The 24,187-nt window shown below is 59.1% G+C and carries 19 protein-coding genes; 11 read left to right on the forward strand and 8 right to left on the reverse strand.

Annotation, left to right across the window (positions count from 1 at the left end):
- On the reverse strand, positions 1–2,472 hold the full coding sequence (gene plsB, locus MD273_RS15515) for a glycerol-3-phosphate 1-O-acyltransferase PlsB (protein WP_239038705.1): 2,472 nt from the start codon (positions 2,470–2,472) through the stop codon (positions 1–3).
- 140 nt (positions 2,473–2,612) lie between these two features.
- Here plsB and nudC point away from each other — a divergent pair, with 140 nt between their 5' ends.
- Positions 2,613–3,440, forward strand: a complete 828-nt coding sequence (gene nudC / locus MD273_RS15520; protein WP_239038706.1) for an NAD(+) diphosphatase — start codon at positions 2,613–2,615, stop codon at positions 3,438–3,440.
- A complete protein-coding gene (murI, locus tag MD273_RS15525; RefSeq protein ID WP_239038707.1) occupies positions 3,433–4,290 on the forward strand; it encodes a glutamate racemase in 858 nt (285 codons plus the stop codon). The genes nudC and murI overlap by 8 nt, the downstream gene beginning before the upstream one ends.
- Here murI and MD273_RS15530 read toward each other — a convergent pair.
- From MD273_RS15530 to MD273_RS15545, 4 genes are all read right to left on the reverse strand, one after another.
- Positions 4,268–5,275 (reverse strand): DUF2156 domain-containing protein, encoded by a 1,008-nt coding sequence (locus tag MD273_RS15530; protein WP_239038708.1) that lies wholly within the window; start codon positions 5,273–5,275, stop codon positions 4,268–4,270. The two genes, murI and MD273_RS15530, sit on opposite strands and share 23 nt — an antisense overlap.
- 42 nt (positions 5,276–5,317) lie before the next feature.
- Complete coding sequence (locus tag MD273_RS15535) at positions 5,318–5,971, reverse strand: class I SAM-dependent methyltransferase (protein ID WP_239038709.1); 654 nt, start codon at positions 5,969–5,971, stop codon at positions 5,318–5,320.
- A gap of 230 nt (positions 5,972–6,201) precedes the next feature.
- A complete protein-coding gene (locus MD273_RS15540) occupies positions 6,202–8,376 on the reverse strand; it encodes an EAL domain-containing protein (protein WP_239038710.1) in 2,175 nt (724 codons plus the stop codon).
- Complete coding sequence (locus MD273_RS15545) at positions 8,373–10,379, reverse strand: HDOD domain-containing protein (RefSeq protein ID WP_239038711.1); 2,007 nt, start codon at positions 10,377–10,379, stop codon at positions 8,373–8,375. The genes MD273_RS15540 and MD273_RS15545 overlap by 4 nt, the downstream gene beginning before the upstream one ends.
- A 208-nt stretch (positions 10,380–10,587) precedes the next feature.
- Here MD273_RS15545 and MD273_RS15550 point away from each other — a divergent pair, with 208 nt between their 5' ends.
- The 4 genes from MD273_RS15550 (at position 10,588) to MD273_RS15565 (ending at position 16,632) form a co-directional block, all read left to right on the forward strand.
- Positions 10,588–11,904: a nucleotide-binding protein gene (locus MD273_RS15550; protein WP_239038712.1), complete on the forward strand. Its 1,317-nt coding sequence runs from the start codon at positions 10,588–10,590 to the stop codon at positions 11,902–11,904.
- A 232-nt stretch (positions 11,905–12,136) separates the two neighbouring features.
- Positions 12,137–13,678, forward strand: a complete 1,542-nt coding sequence (locus MD273_RS15555) for a fatty acyl-CoA reductase (RefSeq protein WP_239038713.1) — start codon at positions 12,137–12,139, stop codon at positions 13,676–13,678.
- A gap of 299 nt (positions 13,679–13,977) precedes the next feature.
- Positions 13,978–15,927: an acetate--CoA ligase gene (acs, locus tag MD273_RS15560; RefSeq protein WP_239038714.1), complete on the forward strand. Its 1,950-nt coding sequence runs from the start codon at positions 13,978–13,980 to the stop codon at positions 15,925–15,927.
- A gap of 39 nt (positions 15,928–15,966) precedes the next feature.
- On the forward strand, positions 15,967–16,632 hold the full coding sequence (locus MD273_RS15565; protein ID WP_239038715.1) for a LuxR C-terminal-related transcriptional regulator: 666 nt from the start codon (positions 15,967–15,969) through the stop codon (positions 16,630–16,632).
- A 129-nt stretch (positions 16,633–16,761) separates the two neighbouring features.
- Here MD273_RS15565 and MD273_RS15570 read toward each other — a convergent pair whose 3' ends face one another.
- Positions 16,762–17,745 carry a D-2-hydroxyacid dehydrogenase gene (locus MD273_RS15570; RefSeq protein WP_239038716.1) on the reverse strand — a complete coding sequence of 328 codons (984 nt, stop codon included), beginning with the start codon at positions 17,743–17,745 and terminating at the stop codon, positions 16,762–16,764.
- 385 nt (positions 17,746–18,130) lie between these two features.
- Here MD273_RS15570 and MD273_RS15575 point away from each other — a divergent pair, with 385 nt between their 5' ends.
- From MD273_RS15575 to MD273_RS15585, 3 genes are all read left to right on the forward strand, one after another.
- Positions 18,131–19,357, forward strand: coding sequence for a pyridoxal phosphate-dependent aminotransferase (locus MD273_RS15575; RefSeq protein ID WP_239038717.1), 1,227 nt, complete (start codon positions 18,131–18,133; stop codon positions 19,355–19,357).
- Between the two features lie 9 nt (positions 19,358–19,366).
- Positions 19,367–19,558 (forward strand): CPXCG motif-containing cysteine-rich protein, encoded by a 192-nt coding sequence (locus MD273_RS15580; RefSeq protein WP_239038718.1) that lies wholly within the window; start codon positions 19,367–19,369, stop codon positions 19,556–19,558.
- Between the two features lie 93 nt (positions 19,559–19,651).
- Positions 19,652–20,224: a YceB family lipoprotein gene (locus MD273_RS15585; RefSeq protein ID WP_239038719.1), complete on the forward strand. Its 573-nt coding sequence runs from the start codon at positions 19,652–19,654 to the stop codon at positions 20,222–20,224.
- Positions 20,225–20,351: 127 nt separating this feature from the next.
- Here MD273_RS15585 and MD273_RS15590 read toward each other — a convergent pair whose 3' ends face one another.
- Both MD273_RS15590 and MD273_RS15595 read right to left on the reverse strand, forming a co-directional pair.
- Positions 20,352–21,611 (reverse strand): aspartate aminotransferase family protein, encoded by a 1,260-nt coding sequence (locus tag MD273_RS15590; RefSeq protein ID WP_239038720.1) that lies wholly within the window; start codon positions 21,609–21,611, stop codon positions 20,352–20,354.
- Positions 21,612–21,655: 44 nt separating this feature from the next.
- The gene (locus tag MD273_RS15595) at positions 21,656–22,810 is read right to left on the reverse strand and encodes an isocitrate/isopropylmalate dehydrogenase family protein (protein ID WP_239038721.1); all 1,155 of its coding nucleotides are present in this window, start codon (positions 22,808–22,810) and stop codon (positions 21,656–21,658) included.
- A 193-nt stretch (positions 22,811–23,003) separates the two neighbouring features.
- Here MD273_RS15595 and MD273_RS15600 point away from each other — a divergent pair, with 193 nt between their 5' ends.
- Together MD273_RS15600 and MD273_RS15605 are read left to right on the forward strand one after the other, a co-directional pair.
- Positions 23,004–23,768, forward strand: coding sequence for an EAL domain-containing protein (locus MD273_RS15600; protein WP_239038722.1), 765 nt, complete (start codon positions 23,004–23,006; stop codon positions 23,766–23,768).
- 34 nt (positions 23,769–23,802) lie between these two features.
- A complete protein-coding gene (locus tag MD273_RS15605) occupies positions 23,803–24,159 on the forward strand; it encodes a hypothetical protein (protein ID WP_239038723.1) in 357 nt (118 codons plus the stop codon).
- Positions 24,160–24,187 lie beyond the last annotated feature (28 nt).

Raw genomic sequence — 24,187 nt, forward strand, 5'->3', positions numbered from 1 at the left:
TCAGGCGCCAAGCATGGTGACCTGCTGGATGGCCTGGCGTTTCTCCACGCTCAGTACCAGTCGGGCATCCTCCGCGACTTCCTCCAGACCTTCGCCGTAGTTGATCAGGCCGTTGTCATCGGTGGTGATGACGCCGTTCTCCTGCATATTGGCTATGAAGTTTCTGAACAGGGTCTTATCGAAGAATTCCGGTGCGTTCAGACCGAACAGGATCGACATCCGCTCGGCCAGCAGTGTGCTCTGTTCTTCCAGTTCAGCGGCGCTGATCGTGCCTGAGCCATATTTTCTCAGGATGCCCAGGGCGATGTGGTATCGCTCCAGGGTCTGGATAATGAACCGGGACAGGACCCGCAGCCGGAGCATGGCGTCAGTGCCTTCCTCCGGGCGGCCAATTCGATCGTCTTCCAGGGCTTCCAGCAGCCCTTGCTCCACCAGGATATCAATCCAGTGATTGATGACCCCTTCCACCTCGTCTGCAGAGTATTTCAGGAACAGTTCGGACTGCAGGTAGGGGTAGGCCACGGTCGCCAGGAACACGATCTTGTCCCGACGCAGGGAATCCTTGTTCTCGAACAGGCTAGCAACCAGCGAGGGCAGGGCAAACAGGTGCTGGATGTTGTTGCGGTAGTAGGTCATCAGAATGGCATTGCTGCCCTCGAGGGCAATAATGTCACCCAGTTTTTGCGGCTGGCGGGTGACCAGCCCCATGTCCTCGCAGTAGGCCACCCAGTCCTTGCCTGATCCTTCCGGCAGGGTGACGGTGTCAGCATAGGGAAAGGCCTTGAGCAGGCCGGCATACTGATCCATCAGGCGGATCAGCTGGCCTTCGTCCATCGCCAGCCGATCGGTTCCCAGCAGTACCGTGGCGGTCATGCCGATCGGATTGACCGCGACCGAGGCATTGATGTTGGAAGCCACACGGAGCGAGAGCTGGTCAACGGCCTGGCTCAGCCAGGCTGGCCGGTACTCGGCGTCATAGGCTTCCTGGCGCCAGCTTTCATGCACATTGTCGAGAACATCGGCCAACGGAATGGCATCCCCGAAATTCACGGCCACCCGGCCGAAGGAGTTGGTGAGTTTGCGGACGGTTTTGGCCAGCCCGAACACGCTCTCTTTCTGTTTTTTCTTGCCGCGCAACTCGCCCAGATAGGAGCGGCCTTCCATGACTTTTTCATAGCCGATGTAGACCGGTACGAAGACGATGGGTTTACGGTGATCCCGCAGGAAGCTGCGCACGGTCATCGACAGCATGCCCGGACGCGGCGGCAGCATGCGTCCGGTACGACTGCGACCACCTTCCACGAAATACTCCACCGAGTAACCCCGGGAAAACATCACGTGCATGTATTCGTTGAACACGGTGGCATACAACGGGTTGTCCCGGAATGAGCGGCGCATGAAGAAGGCGCCGCCCCGCCGCAGAATCGGCCCGACAATGGGCATGTTCAGATTGATGCCGGCAGCGATATGCGGGGGCATCAGGCCGTTCTTGTAGAGCACATAGGACAACAGCAGGTAATCAATGTGGGACCGGTGACAGGGGACGTAGACCACGGCGTTGTCCTGGGCAACCTCCTTGGCCACCTCGATGTTGTTCACGGCAATGCCGTTGTAGATCCGGTTCCAGAGCCAGGACAGGACCACTTCCAGAAAACGGATGGTCACGATGGACATGCTGGCGGCGATTTCGTCTGCATACTTATAGGCTTTCGCGCGCACTTTCTCGGGTGGAATGTCATCCCGGGCTGCGGTTTCGCGGATTGCCTCCTTCACCGCCTGGGTGCGGACCAGCCCTTCCACCAGAGTGCGGCGATGGGACAGGTCTGGCCCGAGCACGGCCTGGCGCACACGTCTGAAGTGTGTGCGGAGGAGGCGGGCGAGCTTGCGGTTGGCGCGTTCCTCGCTATGGCGGTATTCGTCGATAACCTGTTTCAGGGACAGTGGCTGGTTGAACTGCACGTAAGTGTTGCGGCCATGCACCATGATAATCAGGAACTTCTGCAGGCGCCCGGCCACTGACCACGTGTCGGACAGCAGCAGTTTGACCAGGGATTTTTCCTTGTCCGGTGACCGGCCCCAGAACATGGACACTGGCACAATCTGTACATCCTGGTCCGGGTGCTCGAGGCCGTACCGGACCAGCGATTTGAATTCGGTGGTGGGAACCGGTGTCTGGCGTCCGCCGCTGAACAGGCCTCCGATTCGACGATAGAGAAAGAAAAACGAATGGGAGGGCCCGTTTTTCACGGGCAAGGCCTCCGTAGCACCAGGCAGACCGGCGCGGATGACCTCTTGTTCCAGCACCAGTCGGCTGGACAAAGAGCTGTACTGGAGCACATAACAGACCGGCTTGTCCGGATCCAGGCCCAGGGACTCGGCGCTGTTGCCGCTGACGTCTGTCCGCACCCACAAGAACAGAATCTTGCGGAGAATGGTCAGAATCAGGCTGCGAATGCCCTGGTAAAGTCGCATAAATGGTCGCTCCGGTCACTGAAAACAGGCGCTAAGTTTACTTGGTTGAGTACGGTGCGGAAAGTCGGCCTGTCATTCTTGGCATTTGCCGCAATGTGGTACATTTCTCCATCACCTTTTGTTGGACAGCGAAGTATTTGATGACCTATTCAGGCACTGACTGGAAACCCGGCTGGAACACCGCCACGCCGGAGCCCGAAGACCTGTTACTGCTCTTTTCCCGGGCCGATATCCTGAAACCCGGGGAAGGTTGGCTTGTGACCCGGGACGACCCCCGGCTTGCCGGTGTTGATATCGATGCGGTTGCCCTCGGCACTATCGGTGAACGGGCGGTCTATGTCACCGAGTTGCCGGAGGATACCCCCGGGTTTGAGCCGGTGAACCTGCGTGAGGCGATTCTGATTCGGGAGGGGGTGCCGGCCGCCCTGGTGAGCACCGGGTTCCAGGTGTGGCAATGGTGGCGGGATCACCGTTTCTGTGGTCGCTGCGGTGGCGAGACCGGGTTTCACCCCCGGGAACGGGCGAAATGGTGCCCGACCTGCAACATCCCCTGGTATCCGCGCCTTGCCCCCTGTGTCATCGTGGTCATTCGCCAGGGTGACCGGTTTCTGCTGGCTAAGAATGCCCGGGTCAAACGCCATTTCTACAGTCTCATCGCCGGCTTTGTGGAACCCGGGGAGAGTCTGGAGGAAGCGGTAGCCAGGGAAGTCATGGAAGAAACCGGTCTGGCAGTGACAAATGTGCGCTATTGCGAGTCCCAGCCCTGGCCGTTTCCGCACCAGCTCATGGTCGGCTTTTTTGCGGACTATGCCGGGGGCGAGCTGGTGCTGCAGGAGGATGAGCTATCCGATGCGGGGTGGTACCGCCCCGGTGACACGCCGCCGGTGCCCCCGAAAACTACCATTGCCGGCCGGCTGATCCGGCTTATGGAGCAGGAGATCGGCAAGGCAGGAGAGACCCGTGAGTGACGCTGCCGCTCCTTGCATCCTCGTGTTCGATTCCGGAGTAGGGGGGCTGAGTGTTGCCCGGTGCATCCACGAAACCTTGCCGGGCGCCGAGCTGGTCTACCTGGCGGACAATGCCGGCTTCCCCTATGGCGATCAGTCGGAGCCGGTCGTGATCGAGCGCTGTACCGGCCTGATACGTCGGGCTCTTGAGGAGGTGCCCTGCGATGTGGTTGTGGTTGCGTGTAACACAGCCAGCACGGTGGTGTTGCCGCGGTTGCGGGCGATGATCGATGTTCCGGTGGTAGGTGTGGTTCCTGCAATCAAACCTGCGGCCGGCAGAACGCTCAATGGCCGGATCGGTGTCCTGGCCACGCCGGCCACCGTCCGCCGACCCTACCTGGACCGGCTGGTCGACGAGTTTGCCGGCGACTGCCAGGTGGTACGGGTCGGGCACCCGGCCCTGGTGTCCTGGGCCGAACAACTCGTACGCGGGGTGCCTGTGCCAGAATCCGATTTGAAAGAGGTGTTGGCGCCTCTGCAAAGTTCAGGTGTGGATACCGTGGTGCTTGGATGCACCCATTACCCTCTGCTGCGGGAGGCGCTGAAAGCCGTATTGCCGGATGTCCGGCACTGGGTCGACTCCGGTGATGCCATTGCCAGGAGGGTTCTGTTCCTGCTGGGTGAAGCCGGTCGGGACCGGGAAGCTCTGGCCGAAAGTCATCGCCCGGAACCTGTCCGGGCCGTGTTGCTGTCAGGAGCGGTACCGATTGGCTTGACGGGGTTCATGGCGTCGTTGGGCCTGGGCGTTCAGCGGATTCATGAGCGCTGGGGCGGGTTGGCCGACCCGGTCAGAGCAACCGGGTCAACTTGAAGATGGCCAGGAACTCCATGGCGGGAATTGCGCGGCGGTGACAGCAGTAGGTCTTGAAGACCTCGCCCCGGAATCGTGACTTGGTGAATTCCAGCCCCTTGAAGTTATACAGGAAGTTGCCTTTGTCGTAGACCAGGTGCAGCAACCGTTTCAGGAGCCGACTTTCCTGTTGTTCCGTGGCGGTGTCGAGGGACAGTGGAATCAGTCCCAGATCCAGGTAGGGCACTCCCTCAGCCCTGAAAACCTCCATGGCATGGGCCATCAGCGTGTAGAAAATGCCCTGTCGGAAATCGGCGTTGGCCCGGGAAATGTTGGGCACGTAGCTGATAATCTCGTTGTTCCGGTAGATCGGGTCGAAGTATATGAAGCCGACGGCCTTGCCGTCCTGGTAAGCGTAGAAGTGCCGTTCATTCTCCCTGTATTCCATTTCCATCGGCCGGATCAGGAACCGGATTTCGTTACTTTTGCATTTCCGGGTTCGGATCCAGGCCTCGGAAATCTCGCGGGTATGGTCGTCGCTGAACCGCTCGCGAACACTGATCCCGTTCTTCTCCGCCTGGTTCAGTGCGGTGCGAAGAATCTGCTTCTTCTTGCCACTGAGACTCCAGCGGGACAGATCTATCCGGGATTCGCTGCCGAACTGGGTTCCGAACAAGCCAAAACGTTGGTGCAGGAAGTCAACCACCGGTTGGGATACCTGGATGTAGCAGGCTTTCGGATAACGCCGGTGAAATTGCTCCAGCATCACCGGAAAGTGCTCGGGGGCACAGACCGGGTCGGACAGCACAAAGGTGCCACCCCATTTGCGCATGAAGGCAATGTAGCCAACTCCGGGCAGGTCAAAGAAACGCATCCCGGGCTGCAGGGTTGAAAAGGACTGGGAGTGAGTGCCGTATTTTTTCAGGTAACCCACCCGTTCGGCAAAGCTGAAGCTGCCACTGTCCAGTTCGCTGGCACTGTCCAGTGCGAGAATCTGATCCGTCATGTCTCTGCTCCGGGATTATTGTTCTTGGGCAATGTTTGGGAGTCAGGCTTGTTTGCGCCCGAGGATGGACCAGTAGCAGTCCATATTCAGGAGCTTGAAGTGTTTCTTGTCGGTGACTTCGAGGCCGAGCCGCTGCATGTGCTCCGGGTAGTTGTAGATCTTGTGGAAGGCATTGTTGGCAAATAACCAGAACACGAATACGGCCATGTACCAGTACAGCTTCTTGAACAGGCGGGAGAACACGTTGCCGGTCGGATAGCAGAAGTCGCCGACCACCACCCGTGCATCAGGCTTGCCCAGATGGATCAGGTGTTCCAGTACTTTCACCATCATGTCCTCATCGAACACGTTGAGGAAGAAATTGGCGACGACCATGTCGTATTGTTCGAATTCATCGACCTTCATGATGTCGCTGTGAATCCGGCGAATGTTCAGGTGTGGTGCTTCTGCCCGCTGGGCCTCCGCGAACTTGCGCAACATGGTTTCAGACAGGTCCACCACCGTGACGTCGGCGCCGAGCTCGGCGGCCCGGATGGCGTCCCGGCCATGCCCGACACCGGCAAACAGGATGCGGTCTCCGGGGCGGACGGTTTCCACATCCAGCATGGCGGTCTTGCAGCGATGAATGTTCTTGCCGCTGTATAGGTTGCTGAGGAAATCGTAGACGGGGCCAATATACTTGTACTTGTCGCGCATGATCACTGCTGCCTGTACCTGTTCGGGGGATGCTGAAGCGTTATTGTCTTTGTTGACCCTGATTTCGTAACAGGGAGTTCCGTTTCAGCGCCTTGAGCTTCGAGATTAGAGAACAGGTGGGGGGAATTATGCGCAGTACTGCACATTTCCGGATACACAAAGTAACGCAACGCAACACTTTGCAAACCCGGTCAAGATTTCTAATAAGAGTGTCAGACAATCCTGTTGGGTTAGAAGGAAGCCGCTCTGACGGGGTTCTGTTCCAGCGCCTTGAAAACCTCCTCAGCCGGACGGGCGGGGCCGTAGAAGAATCCCTGAACCTGTTGGCATCCCAATTTGCGTAAATAGGTGAGCTGCTCGTCGGTCTCGACACCCTCGGCCACGATTTCCAGTTTCAGGCCGTGAGCCATGGCGACGATGGCATTGACGATGCAGGCGCCTTCCTCGCCGCCACGTATGGCCCGGACAAAGGACTGGTCGACCTTGAGGGTATGGATGGGCAGTCGATGGAGGTAATTCAGGGACGAATAGCCGGTGCCGAAATCGTCGATAGCGATGCGCACACCGACGGTGGCCAGCTCACGAAGCTTGTGGCTGATCTGGTCGAGATCACTCATGATCACATTTTCGGTAATCTCGATCTCCAGGTTGTCGGGCGGGAATTGGTGTTTGGTCAAACGCCTGACCAGGTTGTCCACAAAGCGGGGATGCTCTACCTGAATGGGTGATAGGTTCACTGCCAGACGCAGGTCAGGATGGCCGTTGCGGATCCAGTCACCGACATCCTTCAAAGCCTGGTCCATAACCCATTCGCTGAGCTGTACGATGAGCTTCGTCTCTTCGGCCAGAGGCAGGAAATCACCCGGATACAGCAGCCCGCGTTCCGGATGCTGCCATCGCACCAGCGCTTCGAGGCCGACAATTCGGTTGCTGTTAGCGCAGACCTGGGACTGGTAGAACACCCGGAGTTCATCCCGTTCCAGGGCCAGGCGCAGATCCCGTTCCAGGTTCAACCGGTTGGCCGTATCCACGCTCATGCTCCGGGAGTAGAACCGGTAGCCATCCTTGCCTCGTCCTTTGACGTGATACATGGCGATGTCGGCGCTCTGGATCAACTGATCGAGATTTTCTCCGGCCTCGGGATAGACCGCGATTCCGATACTGACCCCGACGAACACCTCGTGCTCACCCAACTGGAACGGAGCCTGGAGTGCCCGGATCAGCTTTCTGGCGATTTGCCGGGCATCGTCATTGTCGTGGATGGCGGGCAGTAACAGGGTGAATTCGTCCCCGCCAAACCGGGACAGCGTATCCCCCTTGCGCAGGCACTTTTCCAGCCGCTGGGTGACCGCCTGGAGCAGGCGATCGCCCATGGCATGGCCGAGGGTGTCGTTGATCACCTTGAACCGGTCAAGGTCGAGGAACATAACGGCGAGCTTCTGGTTTTCCCGCCGGGCGTGGGCGATGGCCAGTTCCAGCCGATCCTTGAACAGGGCGCGATTGGGCAGGCGGGTCAGCAGGTCGTGGTACGCCTGGAAATTGATGAACGCCTCGGCCTCCTTGCGTTCCGTCACATCCCGGGCCGTGCCGTAGTACCGGGCGGATTTGGGTGCCGCACCCACCTGACTCTGGCCGGTATGGGGCCAGGTCTGGGGGTCGATCGGAAAGGCAGTGATTTCAAAGTGACGGGTAGCCTGCTGGCTGCCGCGGGTCTTGAGCCGCACCTCCAGGGTACGGGGGTTGTCTGCGGTGATGTTGGTTCCTTTCAGGGCATAGGTCCCCTTCGACACATCACGGTCATCGAGAATCTGACGGAAGTGCTGACCGCAGAGTTCTTCCGGTTGATAGCCAAGGAGTGACTCAACCTTGCTGTTGATGAAACAGATATATCCCTCCTCATCGAGCATGAACACGATATCGGGGGAGGTGTTGACGATGTAACGGTGCAGGGCTTCGGATTTTTCCAGCCGTCCCTGGATATGCTCGTGCGCCCGCATGAGGGACTGCTTGCTGATGACACTTTCCACGGTGGCAAGCAGTTCCTCAGGATCGAAGGGTTTGCGGATATAATCCAGGGCTCCCCGTCGAAGAGCCCGGCTCACTGCCGCAAACGAACTCTCACCACTGACCACGATCGTGCCACAGTCCGGTTGTTTGTCAGTCAGTACTGCCATGACGTCGAAACCATCCACACCCGGCATTCGAAGATCCAGGAGTGCGAGGTCAAACGAATGTTGATCGATCAGCTCACAGGCCCGCTCGCCGCCCTCGGCCTCGACGACCTCATAGCCCTCGCCTCGAAGCAGGGAGGCGAGCGAACTCAGCAGTCGGGGCTCGTCGTCTACTACCAGGAGCCGTGCCGGTAAACCCTGATCGGGGGTCTGATCAGCGTGTTCAGGTTTCATTGGTCGGTACCCGTCGTTTTGTCATCAGTCGTTTTCTTTTTGTGGAACGTTGCCGGCAGAAGGATGCGGAAAGTGGTGCCGTCCTGCCCCGTCCGGCAAGCGATGATGCCGTCCATGTCATCAACGAGCTGTTTTACAATGCTCAGGCCCAGGCCACTGTGGCCCTCTCCCTTTGTGGTTTTCACCGGCGCAAACAGTTTTTCCCTCACGACTTCAGGGATACCTGCTCCGGTATCGGATATTTCAAGCTCTACCCAGGTGCGCTGGTTCTGCCAGACGGGGGCCGAGGTTCTTACCGTGACTGTGCCGCCCTTTTCGGGCAACGCTTCAGCGGCGTTGCGCAACAGGTTGATAATGACCTGGCGCAGGGCCGAAGCGGGACCTTCAACAAGGGCAGGATTACCGGTCAGATCGAGTTTCAGCCGGCGATTGCCATCATCAAACAGGCTGTCTTCGACAATGCGGCTGAGGCTGTCGAGCTCGTCATTGAGTGAGATTCCGCCGGCATGCTCCGGGTCCGGCTCCTTCTGGCTCATCCGCTGAAGCAGGTTGCCTGCCCGGTCCAGTTCTTCACGGATGATGTCCAGTTCCTGATGGACATCGGGATCATCCAGCCGGTTACGTAACTGGTAGATGTACTGGCGGATGATGGTCAGCGGGTTATTGACCTCATGTACCTGTTTGCGCAGCTGCTGGCGGTTCAGTTCCTGCTGAAGGGCCTCGGCGGCACCCGGAATCTGGCCAGTGGATTCACGGTTGGCAATGATGTGCCCGAGTTGTCGGCAGAAAAGGCCGGCAAGCTCCAGATTGCTGTCTTGCCTCGTCTCATCGGTACCCAATGCAAAAACGCCGACGCACTGGCTGCCACCGTTGACCGGCACGGCAACCAGCGAGGGGGTTCGCAGCAGATTGAGTAACTGGCGGTCCAGGATTGTGCGACTGCGGCCTGCGAGCTTGACCGGGCTGCCGGTATTGAACGCCTCGGTCAGAGTGCTGCCCCCCGGTTTTGCTGAAACCGTAAGGTCCGGGACGTCCCCGCCTGTCCCTGCGATCAGGGTGAGGAACTGTTCTTTGGGCCTGAAGCCCAGGGTGGGTGATCCGGTGATCATGCCGAGGCTTTTTGCTGCCTCGGCCAGCAAACTGTCAGTTGTCTGGCCCGGTTCGGCGAAGTCCAGGGCCTGGTTGACAATGGCTTGCTGGAGAAGCACCTCTTGAAGTTCGCGCACTGCGCGCGAGCCATCGTAGTTTTCGTCCAGGGAAATCCCCAGGGATTGGGCAATGCCGGCAACTTCGTGGGTGATGCGCCGATTGATCTCACGCGTCAGATCCTCGCTGAGACCGAATACCGTGCCGGCTGCGGCAATGCCCTCCGCATCCGAGAGGGCAAGCCGGGTGGCCAGGCTGACCAGTTTGACCAAATGGCCTGCGTCCCGCGATTCTTCCGGCGCCGCCTGCTGGTAGCGCATGGCATCGGCGGCCATCGAGCCCAGCCCCCATGCACTGACCAGGTCGGCGGCCACGTCGGAATGGTTGTTCAGATAGTACTGGCGGGCGTCCGGAAGCCTGGCTTTTATCGCGACCAGTTCGCCGATGTTATGGAGCATCCCCAACATGAACGCCTCTTCCGGCGAAGGGTAGCTGGTGAGCGTGGCCAGGGCCCGGGCCGTCAATGCCGTGGTGAGGGAGTGCCGCCAGAAATCCCGAATCTGCTGCCAGTCGTCGTTGCCAAGTCCGAATTGCAGCTGATTGAGGGCGGCCGTCAGTACCAGGCTTCGCAATCGCTGGGGGCCAAGACCGACCAGGGCTTGTTCGATGGATCGGAACCGGCCTTCGTGTGTATCTGCCGTTGAATTGGCGAGGGAGAGAACACGGCCGACGAGGGCGGTATCGGCAGAGATGATTTCACTGATGGTCTGGAAACTGGCGTCCCGGTGGCAAGCCTCGAGTGCCCGTAACGTCAACTCCGGGAGACTCGGTAGCTGCAGATCTGGCGCTAGTTCCATAGGCATGCCTTGCCGAACCCTGATCTGGCGTCGTTTCCTGTCGCCGTGTTCATTCTTGTTATCCTGAAAAGCCTGATCAATCGTTTCCGGTTATTAAACGGACGTTGATGTTTTAATGAGCAATATATTATCTCAACTGTGATATGTGTAGACTTTTTACAGGTTAGTTTGATATTAGCCGTTTTCCCAGGGACGAGAACACATTCTGATGGCCCTTGCTCCGGATAATGACAAGCACAATTTGCACCAGCCCCACACGGTAGCCATTGCCGGTGGCGGTCGCGGGGTGGGAACAACTTCCCTGGTATTGAATCTCGGGTTTACCCTGGCCAGGCAAGGTAAACGGGTGCTGCTACTGGACGGCGATACTGGCGGCCTTTCGAGCCTCAGCGCAATGCTGGGACTTGAACCCGACAAGGATTTCGGAGGAGTCCTTGAACGGCAGTACCGTCTGGACGAGACCCTGCTGACAGCGGATTACGGCCTCAATATCCTGCCCGGTGTGGCGGCGCTGCGTCGGTGCCTGGAGGAGGATCCGGGTAATGTCCTGGGCGGGCTGGGAGCACTCGCCACCCTGGAGCGCCGCTATGATTATGTGCTCGTCGATGCTGGCAGCAATATGGACCTCCCGGGGCTGCACATGGTGGCCAGCGCCGCTCAGGCCTGTCTCGTGGTGACACCGGATCCCGAGTCCCTGAAACAGGGGCTTTCATTGATCCGGCGTCTCAGGAAAAAGGGCTACCGGCGCATTCCCGGAGTTGTGGTGAATATGGCGGCGGGGGCCAGCCAGGCCCAGTCGGTATTCCAGAGGCTGAACGCTGTCGTCGGGCGCCATATGGAGGATCCCCTGCATTATGTTGGCGCTGTCTGGCGGGATGAAACCCTGCGCCAGTCTGTGGTGACCCGGGTCCCGGTGGCATCACTGCCGGTATCCGATCCGTCTTGCCGCCAGTTCCATACCCTGGCTGACATGCTGGACCTGCGGCTTTGCCGGCTGCCACCGGGAAAAACGGGAGTGGCGGGCTATTGGCAGTCGAAGATCCTCCGGAGGCACAGGGTGGGGAACCGAAGTCCGGGCGAGACGGTTGAATACCCCCGAAGCGAGGAGGAGCGTCTGTCGGCCGCCATGGATGAACTGGATGTCGTGCTCGGGTCACACCTCGATGCCATGCTGCGTTATGAGGCATTCAACCGCTTTTTTGCACTGCTGGGGCGCAACCTGGATGCCGATGCCATTGAATTTATCCAGACCGGTCTGGCCGCCATACCCTGGGAGCAGATGCCGGCTGGTGATCGCCGGCACATGGCGACGCATTTGCGACATCTTGCCGACCAGATCATGCCCACGGTAAGTGACCACCACGAAACCGCTGTTGTTCCCTCTCAATCGCCCGAGCCTCTGTTTGGCCGTATCAGCCCTGGCGAGCAGGAGCGGCTGGTTCAGGCGCTGCGGGAGCAGCCGACCGATATTTCCCTGGACCGGTTGCTCCGCGCGCTCGCCAGTCACAGTAAAGCCCGCACCTGAAGTACGCTTCCGGTGTGCCGGTTTTCTTGTCATTTTATTTGTGTTTTTTGTGTCGTAATTTTGCGGTTTGTCACCTTGTTGTCACAGGGATTGTGCAAACATTGACCGTCGAGAAGGGAGTTGTGGCCCGTTATATGCAGTACATCCCCTGAAAGGTTGGATGTGCGTCGGGGCCGTTTCCCCGGCACGTATCAGTCCGGCTAACCAGCTCAGTCAGAGAAGGAGTTCGTTCATGGCAACACAGCAAGTCACCCCCGGAAACTCATCATCGAAGGTACTCGATGCACTTCGTGGCAAGCAGGTTCTGGTCACTGGTACTACAGGTTTCCTGGGTAAGGTCGTCCTCGAGAAACTGATCCGTGCGGTGCCGGACATCGGCGGCATTCACCTTCTTATCCGCGGTAACAAGCGTCATCCGGATGCCCGGAGCCGGTTCCTGAATGAGATCGCCACATCATCCGTGTTCGAGCGTCTGCGAGCCGAGGATTCCGAAGCTTTCGAGAACTTTGTGGATGACAAGATCCACTGCATAACCGGAGAAGTGACCGAGCCCTGCTTCGGCTTGCCTGCCAGGGATTTCAGTTCTATCGCCGCCGGTCTGGACGCCGTGATCAATTCCGCTGCGAGCGTGAATTTCCGGGAAGAGCTCGACAAGGCGCTGACCATCAATACGCTGTGCCTCGATAACATCGCCGAACTGGCAGCGAGTAACCGGGATCTGGCAGTGATCCAGGTTTCAACCTGCTATGTGAACGGCATGAACGCAGGGCAGGTGACCGAATCCGTCATCAAGCCTGCCGGCGAAGCCATTCCCCGCAGTGAAAGCGGTTATTTCGAGACCGACGAACTGATAAACCTGCTTGAGGACAAGATCGCAGACGTGCGCTCACGTTATTCCGGCCGGGCTCTCGAGAAAAAACTGGTGGAGCTGGGTATCCAGGAGGCCAACCGGTATGGCTGGAGCGACACCTACACCTTTACCAAATGGCTTGGCGAGCAGCGCCTGATGAAGGCGCTGTCCGGTCGCTCCCTGACAATCGTCCGCCCCTCCATCATTGAAAGCGCACTGGAGGAGCCAGCGCCGGGCTGGATCGAGGGCGTGAAAGTGGCGGATGCCATCATCCTCGCGTATGCCCGTGAGAAAGTGACCCTGTTCCCGGGCAAACGATCCGGTGTCATCGACGTCATTCCGGTGGACCTGGTTGCCAATGGCATCATCCTGAGTCTGGCCGAGGCCCTGTCTGAGCAGGCCGCCCACAGGATTTACCAGTGCTGCAGCGGAAGCTCGAACCCGATCACCCTGGGCGAGTTCATCGACCATCTGATGGCGGAGTCGAAGAGTCATTACGCGGAATACGATCAGCTGTTCTATCGCCAACCGACCAAACCGTTTGTGGCGGTGAATCGCAGGCTGTTCGATGCGGTTGTCGGGGGTGTCCGCATCCCGCTGAGACTCACCGACCGGGTGCTGAAGCTGCTGGGCAATACCCGGGAGCTCAAAATGCTCCGTAACCTCGATACCACCCGTTCGCTGGCGACCATCTTCGGATTCTATACCGCCCCGGACTACATCTTCAGGAACGATGAGCTGATGGCGCTCTCGGCCCGGATGGGCGGCCTGGACCAGGCACTGTTCCCGGTCGATGCCCGTCAGATTGACTGGTCGATGTACCTGCGCAAGATCCACCTTGCCGGACTCAACCGCTATGCCCTCAAGGAGCGGAAGCTTTACAGTCTGCGCTCGGCCAGGGACCGCAAAAAGAAAGCTGCGTAATCAACAGCGCCCCGGGCCCGGTCGCAATGACCGGCCCCGGTCATTTTTACTGGCGATTTCCCCGTCCCGGACTATCCTCAAGATAGCTTCTCAGTTGGTGTTTTTCTCAACCGTTTCTTGCAGTTTGCCGTCAGTTCTGGGCTAAAAGTGCAGGCACATTAGGACGTTAGTCTAATTCATTGTGTGGTGGCACACATGTTGAACTACCACTATCCGTCTTCTGGGCCGGAGAGGCCCGAGCGCTCTGTTTTTAAAAAAACCGACAATGACAACAGACTCTAACTCAAAGGGGGAGCACAATGACTGGTAAACACCTATATCCGGTAAGCCCGGAAGTGGCTGAACGGGCCCTGGTAACCCGGGAGCAGTATGACGAGATGTATCGTCAGTCAGTCGAAGACCCGGATACCTTCTGGGCCGAACACGGTAAGCGGATTGACTGGATCAAGCCGTTTACCAAGGTCAAGAACACTACTTACGACTACAACAACCTGTCCATCAAGTGGTTTGAAGATGGTCAGCTGAACGCCTCTGCCAACTGCCTGGACCGTCACCTCAAAGACCGGGGCGACCAGACAGCGATCATCTTCGAGGGTGATGATCCCTCCGTTTCCCGCGACGTGACCTACCGTGAACTCTATGAAGAGACCTGTAAGTTCGCCAACGTGCTGAAAGATCAGGGCGTCAAGAAAGGCGACGTGGTCACGATCTACATGCCGATGATTGTGGAAACCGCGGTGGCCATGCTGGCCTGTGCCCGTATCGGTGCCATCCACTCCGTGGTCTTCGGTGGTTTCTCCCCGGAAGCCCTGGCAGCCCGGATTGTCAACGGCAAGTCCCGTTTTGTCGTGACCGCTGATGAAGGTCTGCGTGGAGGCCGCGCCATTCCTCTGAAGAAGAATGTGGACGCGGCTCTGAAGCACGAAGAAAGCGCCAACGTGGACAAGGTGATCGTGGTCACCCGCACTGGTAATGACCAGGTTCCCTGGAACGACGACATCGATCTTCGTTACGAAGATCTGATGAAGAACGCGTCTGCAGAGTGCGAGCCTGAGCCGATGAACGCGGAAGATCCGCTCTTCATGCTGTACACCTCCGGCTCTACCGGTACTCCCAAAGGCGTTCTGCACACCACTGGCGGTTACATGGTCTACACCTCCATGACCCACCAGTACGTGTTCGACTATCAAGATGGCGATGTCTACTGGTGTACTGCCGACTTCGGCTGGGTAACCGGTCACAGCTACATCCTGTACGGTCCGCTCGCCAATGGTGCCAAGACCCTGCTGTTCGAGGGCGTGCCCAACTACCCGGATTCCTCTCGTATGGGTCAGGTGGTCGACAAGCACAAGGTCAACATCCTGTATACTGCACCGACCGCGATCCGTGCCCTGATGGCCCAGGGTGACGATGTCATGGACGGCACTACCCGCGAAAGCCTGCGCGTTCTCGGCTCCGTGGGCGAGCCGATCAACCCGGAAGCCTGGGAGTGGTACCACCGGGTGATCGGCAACAGCAAGTGCCCGATTGTGGACACCTGGTGGCAGACCGAGACCGGCGGCATCCTGATTTCGCCGTTGCCCGGTGCCGTGGACCTGAAGCCGGGTTCCGCCACCAAGCCGTTCTTCGGTGTTCAGCCGGCGCTGGTGGATAACGATGGCAATATTCTGGAAGGCAAGACCGAGGGTAACCTGGTTATCCTGGACAGCTGGCCAGGCCAGATGCGCACCATCTACGGTGACCACGAGCGCTTCGTGCAGACCTACTTCAGCACCTACAAGGGTATGTACTTCACTGGTGACGGTGCCCGTCGTGATGAGGACGGTTACTACTGGATCACCGGCCGTGTGGACGACGTATTGAACGTGTCCGGTCACCGTCTGGGTACTGCCGAGGTCGAGAGTGCGCTGGTTGCCCACGACAAGGTGGCAGAAGCTGCCGTGGTCGGCTACCCGCACGACATCAAGGGCCAGGGCATCTATGTCTACGTTACTCTGGTGCAGGGCGAGGAGCCCAGCGACGAGCTGAAGAAGGAACTGGTCCAGTGGGTACGTAAGGAGATCGGTCCGATCGCCTCTCCGGACGTAATCCAGTGGGCGCCTGGACTGCCGAAGACTCGTTCTGGCAAGATTATGCGTCGGATTTTGCGTAAGATTGCCGCTAACGAGCATGATCAGCTGGGTGATACCTCTACCCTGGCAGACCCGGGGGTAGTGGACGAGCTGATCAACAGCCGGGCGTTCAAGTAACGCCGGCTGTCAGCCAATAACCTGTGAGGAATCTCTTGAATGACACAAACAATTATCGTCGCTGATGATCACCCGCTGTTCCGAGCAGCATTGAAGCAGGCGGTCAGTCAGGCGGTGCCGGATGCCAAGACGGTGGAAGTCGACAGCATCAAGTCACTGCAGGCGGCGGTAGAGTCGCACCCGGACGCGGATCTGGTTCTGCTGGACCTGAACATGCCGGGTGCCCACGGCTTCTCCGGGCTCGTGTTCATGCGCGGGCAGTATCCGGGGTTGCCGGTGGTGGTTGTGTCAGGATCGGAGGAGCTGCAGGTGATGCGCCGTTCGATCGACTACGGGGCGTCCGGCTTCATTCCGAAGTCGGCGCCGCTGCCGACCATTACCGAGGCGATTCAGGCTGTCCTGGAAGGGGACGTCTGGCTGCCGGACGGTGTGGCGGAGAAGATCGAGCGGATGCAGTCCGAATCGACCGACTTCTCCGAGCGACTGGCGTCCCTCACGCCGCAGCAGTTCCGGGTGCTGGGTATGCTGGCCGAGGGCCTGCTGAACAAGCAGATCGCCTATGACCTGGATGTGTCGGAGGCGACCATCAAGGCCCACATCACCGCGGTGTTCCGGAAGCTGGGCGTTCGTAACCGGACCCAGGCAGTGATCGCGATCCAGCAGATGGAAATCGATCCCTCGGATCAGTCGCTCTCGGGTGGTTGATTGAAGTTGGGGTCAGACGAAAGCTTTCATCTGACCCCGGGTTTGAACTGAAAACGGGAGCCCTCGGGCTCCCGTTTTTGTTTCTATGGCCGGTAATTCCGAAGCTGCCAGCGTTATTTGTTGCCAGCGTTATTTGCTGCCGGCGTAACCGAGTCTCTTGTCGACCAGGTTGAACCGCTCACGGCCTTTGTGCCACAGATCGAAGTTCTCCAGGAACTGGTCGGTCAGCGCCCGCTTCCAGCCAATGAAATCGCCGGCCATGTGGGCGGTCATGATGACGTTTTCCATATCCCAGAGCGGGTGCCCCTTGGGCAAGGGTTCCTCTTCGAACACGTCCAGGCCGGCACCGGCAATTTCGCCGTCTTCGAGCGCCACAATCAGGTCATCGGTCTTCACGATGGGGCCGCGCCCGATATTGATGAGCCGGGCGCTGTTGCGCATGGCCCTGAACGCCTTGTGGTCGAACAGACCCTCGGTCTGGGGGGTGAGGGGAGCGGCAATCACGACAAAATCATAGTGGGGCAACTGGTTATAGAGGTCGTCGTTGCCGTGAACCGCGACAAAATCCGGGTCATCGTGGCGCGGGGTGCGGGCGATGCCGTGGGGCTGGAGACCGGCAGCCCGGACCAGTCGGCCGATCTGGCGGCCAATGGACCCGGCGCCGACCACCAGCACCTGCTTGCCTTCGGCACGCTCGGTATCCCGGTGTTTCCACTCATGGTGTTTCTGGAGGCGAATCGAATTCGGAAAATCCTTCGTGAACATCAGGATGGTGCAGAGCACGTACTCGGCAATGGTGCGGTCGAAAATACCTCGGGCATTGGTCACGACCACATCGCTTTCGATCAGGCCCGGGAACATGAGGGCGTCCACACCGGCACTGGTGGCGTGGATCCACTGGAGTTTGTCGGCACAGGGCCAGGCGGCTTCCAGCGCCTCGGTCCTGAAATCCGTCACCATCATCACATCGGTACCGGGCAGGGTATCTCTCAGCGTCTGCTCGTCGCAGGCGAACCGGACTTCGGCCCTTGCCTTTAACGCATCCATTCCCGGTGGCTGCTGTTCGCCAGGGGCTGTCAAAACGGTTACAACCGGTTTGCTTTGCTGAGTCATTGGGCCTCCGCCTCGTTATGGGTGAACAATGTAAAGTGATGCGGTGGGTTGGGACATACCGCTTCCTACAGTCTGGTTTGCCCCTGCAGCCCGGTCAACCTGGGAGGAGTGGGGCCTGAAGAAAACTTTCTTCTGACTCCCGGAGAATACGGCCAACCCGGCGCTGGTCGTCAATAGGATGGGGTCAGATGAAAGCGTTCATCTGACCCCGGGATTCCTTACCTGGTGTAAGTCGCCAAGATGGGGTCAGATGAATGCTTTCATCTTACCCCGGGGCCGTATTTTTACTTATCCAATCTTTGTCGGTTTTTGTCTTGTACCGCCTGTTTTTACTGGCTAACCTGCAGAGGTAGGTCTTTCCCCGTCCCGTTCCGAGGAGGTATTTATGGCAGAAGCTCCAAACCGTGAAACCGGCCAGGCCAAGCCGCGCAAGGTCAAGTATCGGAAGGCGAAGGCCAGTTGGAACCCTGCCATGCAGGCGATTCCGGTTTCCGGTATTCGCCGTCTGGTGAATATGGCCTCGAGCATGAAGGACGTTATTCATCTGTCCATTGGTCAACCGGATCTGCCAACGCCCAAGCACATCATCGACGCCTATGTGGACGCCCTCAATGCCGGCCAGACCGGCTACACCATGGATGCCGGCTTACCGGAACTGTTGGTGGCCCTGCGTGACTATTACGGTCGCCGGTACAACCGGAAGCTGACACGGGACAACATCCTGATTACCAGTGGCGCTACCGAGGCCATGTACCTGGCTCTGTCCGCCACCTCCGCACCGGGCCGGCAGTTCATCGTCACCGACCCCTCGTTCCTGTTGTACGCACCGCTGATTCGCATGAACGGGGGGGAGGTCAAGTACGTGCCGACCCGGGCCGAGAACAACCATCAACTGGATCCGGACGACGTCATCAAGGCCATGGGGTCCCGGACCTTCGCGCTGGTTCTGAACAACCCCAACAATCCGACGGGGGCGGTCTATCCGCGCAGCACCGTGGAAACCATCCTGGAGGAGTGCGCCTACCGGGGTATCCAGGTCTATGCCGACGAGGTATACGACCACCTGATCTTTGACGACGATGATTTTGCCAGTGTCCTGAACTGTTCCATGGACCTGGACAACATCATGTGTATCAGCAGTTTCTCCAAAACCTACAGCATGGCCGGTCTGCGGGTGGGCTGGGTCATTTCCAGCCAGGCCGCAATCAAGTCACTGCGCCGGTATCACATGTTCACCACCTCGGTGGCCAACACGCCTGCGCAGTTTGCCGGTGTGGCTGCCCTGACCGGCGACCAGCAGTGCGTCAGGGACATGGTGGATATATACCGGGAGCGCCGGGACAAGGTGGTGGAGCTGATCGATCAGACTCCCTATATGACCGGCTACAAGCCCGGGGGTGCGTTCTTTGCCTTCCCGGACCTGCCGCCACACGTGGACGGGTCCGATCTGGCCCTGCGGATGCTCAAGGAGACCGGCGTCTGCGTGGTGCCGGGCGATGCCTTCGGGGAGGAATGCACCAACGCCCTGCGCATCAGTTTCTCCACCACCTGTGAGCGGCTGGAGGAAGCGTTTGACCGGATCATCCCCTGGATGGCCAAGCAGCAGCTTTAAGGAGGCGAAGTGTCAGCCCTGGACTCCGTGCTCATCCAATGCCCCTACTGCTGGGAGGCGCTCGATATCAGCGTCGACCCGTCAGTAGCGGAGCAGGAGTACGTGGAGGACTGCCAGGTCTGCTGCCAGCCGATCCTGCTGCATGTGACCATTGACGAGCACCTCACACCGCACGTTGAAGCCCGGGCCGAGAACGAGTAGGCCCGGGTCCTTCCTGACCAATCTTTAACATCCTGCGGTTGCCCGATCCGGCTCGGTGCCGCACGATAGGGACATCTTGCTGAGGAATGACCAATGAGACTATTACCCAAACGCGCCCTGGGGGCACTTTTCGCGATTGTGGCGCTGCTTTCAAGCGGCTGCGCCAGTATTTCGCCCTACGCCATCTCCGAGGGAGAACTGGAGAGTCACCTGAAAGATGTCGTGGCAGAGTATGATCGCAAGCAACTGCAGAGCGGCTCCCCCCTCAGCCTCAGCCTGGATGACGCTGACATCACGCTGGGCCCCGATGGCCGCGATGTTGCTGTGATTGACGTGCGCGGGCAGGTGGCCCTGAATGCCCTGATGACAAAGCTGCCCGTGGACATCGCCCTGAAAGTGGAGGGCGCGCCGTATTACGACAGCCAGGAAAAGGCCGTTTATATCCGTCGTCTGCAGTTGTTGGAGAGCAGTGTCGATTCTCCCTTCTTCAAGGGCGACCTGGCACCGGTGACCGACTCGGTCATGCGCGTGGTGGCGCAGATGCTGGAAACCATGCCGGTGTACCGCCTGGACGAGGCTGACTTTGCCCAGCGGATGTTCGGGATGGTGCCGATGGATGTGCGGGTGGCGCCCGGGCGGCTGGAATTCGTGATGGATAGCGAATGAAAGATGGAATCACCATGGGGTCTGATGAAAGCTTTCATCTGACCCCGTCTTGGGTCTATCTACAAAGTTGAAAAAGGGGTCCGAAGAAAGCGTTCTTCTGACCCCGTCTCAGGCCCGGCTTCAAATTTCAGGCAGTTGCTTTCAACGCCTCCTCAAAGATTCCGGTCGCCTCATCAATCTGCTGCTGATTGACGATCAGCGGAGGCAGCCAGCGCACGATCTCGTGATAGGGGCCGCACCGGAGCATCAGTAGCCCGCGCTTCTCGCACTCCTTGAGGATGTTGCCAGCGCGTTCGCCATCCGGGCAGTCGCCCCGGCGCATTTCCACGCCCAGCATCAGGCCCTTGCCACGGATGTCCGCCATTTCTGGATAATCCTTCTTCAGGGCTTGCAGGTTGTCCCAGAGGCGCTGCCCCATGTTGGCGGCATTCTCGACCAGGCCTTCTTCCCTGATGACGTCAATGGTGGCGATGGCCGCCGCCGCGGACACGGCATTGCCGCCATAGGTGCCCCCCTGGGATCCGGGCCAGCCCTTGGCCATGGTTTCCTCGGAAGCGGCGAGGGCCGAGATCGGGAAGCCGCTGGCCAGCCCCTTGGCGATCATGATGGCGTCCGGCGTGACACCGAAGTGTTCATGGGCCCAGAATTTGCCGCTGCGGCCAAAGCCGGCCTGAACTTCATCAAACACCAGCATGATGCCATGCTTGTCACAGCGTTCCCGCAGGCCCTGCATGAAGCGGGTATTGGCGGGCACGTACCCGCCTTCCCCCTGGACCGGCTCAATGAGCATGGCGGCGGTTTCCTTCGGGGCCGAATAGGTTACAAAGATCCGGTCCAGCTCCTTCAGGCAAAAATCCGTGGCCTCCTCGACGCTCCAGCCATAGTGGAACGCGTGTGGAAACGGCGCGACCACCACGCCACCCATCATCGGACTCACCCCCGCACGCAGCCCGACACTGGAGGTGGTCAGGGACAACGACCCCATGGTCCGACCATGGAAGCCGCCATGGAAGACGATGATGTTCGGCCGACCGGTGACCTGGCGCACCAGTCGGATGGCTCCCTCAGCCACTTCCGTCCCCGCATTCGAGAAGAAGAACGCATTCAGGGGATCCGGCGTCAGTTCGCCGAGCTTTTCCGCCAGTTCCGGAAGCCTTGGATTCATGACCGTGGTGGCCTGGGCGTGAATCATGGTAGCCACTTGTTTCTGGGCTGCCTCAACTACTTTCGGATGGCAGTGACCGGTACTGGTTACGCCGATCCCCGAGGTGAAATCCAGGTAGCGCTTGCCCTCCGGATCAATGATGTAGGCGCCTTCGCCCTTGGCGGCAGTGATGCCGGTGGCTTGCTTGAGCAGTGGGGATAACTTGCCTTTGTGCTCGGTCACATTGCACCTCCAGAAGTGAATGAAATGTCTCTTTGGCAGCCTAGTCAGGCCTCCAGGCGTTTACAAATAGCCTGGCCAATTTCGTGGGTACCCCGCGGCTTCCCTGCGTTCTGGGCCAGGTCGGCGGCCACCGCATCGAACAGTTCCTTGCCGGCTGCGGCCAGGGTCGGGTCCTTGCGGCCCAGCCATTCCAGCATGCGGGCCGTAGTGAAAAGCATCGCGGTAGGATCGGCCAGGCCCTGACCGGCAATGTCCGGCGCGCTGCCATGGGTGGGTTCAAACATGGACGGCATGTTCGGTTCAGTGGGGTTCAGGTTGCAGGAGGGCGCAACCCCCATGCCCCCTGAAAGCACCGCAGCCAGGTCTGTGAGAATGTCACCCTGGAGGTTACTGGCGACGACCACGTCGAACGCCCAGGGGCTCTGGACGAACTTCATGCAGGCAGCGTCCACCAACTCATGATGGGTTGCGACATCGGGGTATTCCCTGCTGATCTCTTCGAAGGCCTCGGTGTACATGTCACCCCAGTACCTAAGCGCATTGCGCTTGGTCACCAGACACACCTGGCTCTCGCAGGTCCGGCCATCCAGGGTACGGAAACTGCGGGTACGGCCATCCCGGACGCGTTCCTCCGCCCGTCTACGGGCCTGCTCGAAACCGTAACGAATGATCCGGTCGGTGGCCTTTCGCGTGAATACCTCCATCTGGGTGGCTACTTCGTCAGGTGTGCCCTGACGCAGGCGACCACCCTGACTGACATACTCTCCCTCACTGTTTTCGCGAATAACGAGCATGTCGATATCCCTGGCGCGCTCATCAGCCAGGTACTGCCGGGCACCTTCCAGGAGGCGGGCAGGGCGCTCACACACCCACTGATCGAAGCCCTTGCGCATCTCCAGAAGCGGCGCCAGGGAAATGCTGTCCGGCAAAAGGTAGCGGCCGGGATCATCCATCGGGCCCGGGTCACCCAAAGCGCCCAGAAGGATGGCGTCATACTGTTTCAGTTGCTCCAGGGCATCTGCCGGCCATGATTCGCCGTTTTCCTCATGCCAGGCGTGCGAAGGCCAGGGAAAGCGGGTCCATTCCAGTGCCAGGCCGTGCTTGGCGCGCAATGTTTCAAGGCAACGTACTGCCTCCGCTACCACTTCCGGACCGATGCCGTCGCCCGGTGTAACGGCAATACGTGTAGATTGGACCATTCTGGAGACTCCTTTTCATAAAAGACGCGTATAACTACAAAAGTCAGTGTAGTCACACGCCCCGGGGATGCCACCGCTTGTCCGGACGGATTGCGTACGTGGTTTTACCAACGGAAAGTCAGCAACTATAGTTTGGAGAAGTATGTTCAACAGACATGCGGCCGTCGCCTGTACTGAGAAGCCAGGAGTAGTCGTGGAGCGACCTGAAGTTCTCTTTGACGCGTCCCATTGCGGTCAATGCGCCTGCGGTGAAGGGTTGGGGTTTTCGTTCAGCTTTGCCTTTCAGCCCATTGTGGATGTGGTCAACCGTTCGGTGTTCGCTCACGAAGCCCTGGTCCGGGGAACGGGCGGGGAGGGCGCACAACATGTACTCTCCAGGGTCACCGACCAGAACCGCTATGCCTTCGATCAGGTTTGCCGGGTCAAGGCCGTCAAGCTTGCCTCCCGACTCGGAATGGAGTCGATGCTCAGCATCAATTTCATGCCCAATGCCGTATACCAGGCAGAATACTGCATCCGGACAACCCTGGCGGCGGCACGAACCTACAACTTTGATACCAGTAAGATCATTTTCGAGCTGACCGAGAATGAAAACCTGTCCTCCGTTGAGCATCTGGTGTCGATCATCGAGGCCTATCGGGAGATGGGATTCAGTACCGCGATCGATGATTTCGGTGCCGGTTATTCCCGCTACAACATCATGATGGCAAGCCCTCCGGACCTGCTGAAGCTGGATATGGGGCTGGTGCGCAATATCAACGCCGAGCCCAACAAGCAGGCTGTGATAGCTGGCATCATTGCGATGATGGAGCGCCTGGGTGGTCGCATCATCGCCGAAGGTGTAGAAACGCGGGAGGAATATTTCTGGCTTCGGGACCAGGGCATCAGTCTGTTCCAGGGATTCCTGTTCGCCAGACCGGGTTTTGAGTGCCTGCCGGAACCCGAGTATCCTGCCTGATCCGGGCCTCCACCGAACCTGAAAGGATACGAAATTGCTCTATCGCATCATCACCATCATTGGCGCGCTGGTCTTTGTTGCCGCGTTGTTCGGGCTTATCTGGTTTTTCTGCAAAAAGTTCCTGGAACACCACGGCGTGACTGACCAGGTTTCGGACCGTGCTACTGTGCTGGCCACCTGGACTTTTGCCGGCATCAGCGTGGGATTGATATTTGCGGTGGCAGGTGCCTTCGTACTCGGCCCGTGGGCCTTCTACCGTACCCTCCGCGGCCATGGCGTGAATATATCCGATGCAGCCGCAGTCTGGTGGGGGCTGGGGATTGTTGTGGCGTCGCTGGGAATTACCGCAGCCGGCTTCTTCGGGTTCCTGGCGGCGGTGGGGGCGTACTGAACATGGGGTCAGATGAAAGCGTTCATCA

The organism is Marinobacter sp. C7 (assembly GCF_022343555.1).
Classification (GTDB): Bacteria; Pseudomonadota; Gammaproteobacteria; order Pseudomonadales; family Oleiphilaceae; genus Marinobacter.

Bases quoted from the DNA above. Each gene is read 5' to 3' on its own strand.
- plsB (WP_239038705.1), bottom strand. From the start codon at position 2,472: ATGCGACTTTACCAGGGCATTCGCAGCCTGATTCTGACCATTCTCCGC.
- nudC (WP_239038706.1), top strand. From the start codon at position 2,613: ATGACCTATTCAGGCACTGACTGGAAACCCGGCTGGAACACCGCCACG.
- MD273_RS15530 (WP_239038708.1), bottom strand. From the start codon at position 5,275: ATGACGGATCAGATTCTCGCACTGGACAGTGCCAGCGAACTGGACAGT.
- MD273_RS15535 (WP_239038709.1), bottom strand. From the start codon at position 5,971: ATGCGCGACAAGTACAAGTATATTGGCCCCGTCTACGATTTCCTCAGC.
- MD273_RS15540 (WP_239038710.1), bottom strand. From the start codon at position 8,376: ATGAAACCTGAACACGCTGATCAGACCCCCGATCAGGGTTTACCGGCA.
- MD273_RS15545 (WP_239038711.1), bottom strand. From the start codon at position 10,379: ATGGAACTAGCGCCAGATCTGCAGCTACCGAGTCTCCCGGAGTTGACG.
- MD273_RS15550 (WP_239038712.1), top strand. From the start codon at position 10,588: ATGGCCCTTGCTCCGGATAATGACAAGCACAATTTGCACCAGCCCCAC.
- MD273_RS15555 (WP_239038713.1), top strand. From the start codon at position 12,137: ATGGCAACACAGCAAGTCACCCCCGGAAACTCATCATCGAAGGTACTC.
- acs (WP_239038714.1), top strand. From the start codon at position 13,978: ATGACTGGTAAACACCTATATCCGGTAAGCCCGGAAGTGGCTGAACGG.
- MD273_RS15565 (WP_239038715.1), top strand. From the start codon at position 15,967: ATGACACAAACAATTATCGTCGCTGATGATCACCCGCTGTTCCGAGCA.
- MD273_RS15570 (WP_239038716.1), bottom strand. From the start codon at position 17,745: ATGACTCAGCAAAGCAAACCGGTTGTAACCGTTTTGACAGCCCCTGGC.
- MD273_RS15575 (WP_239038717.1), top strand. From the start codon at position 18,131: ATGGCAGAAGCTCCAAACCGTGAAACCGGCCAGGCCAAGCCGCGCAAG.
- MD273_RS15585 (WP_239038719.1), top strand. From the start codon at position 19,652: ATGAGACTATTACCCAAACGCGCCCTGGGGGCACTTTTCGCGATTGTG.
- MD273_RS15595 (WP_239038721.1), bottom strand. From the start codon at position 22,810: ATGGTCCAATCTACACGTATTGCCGTTACACCGGGCGACGGCATCGGT.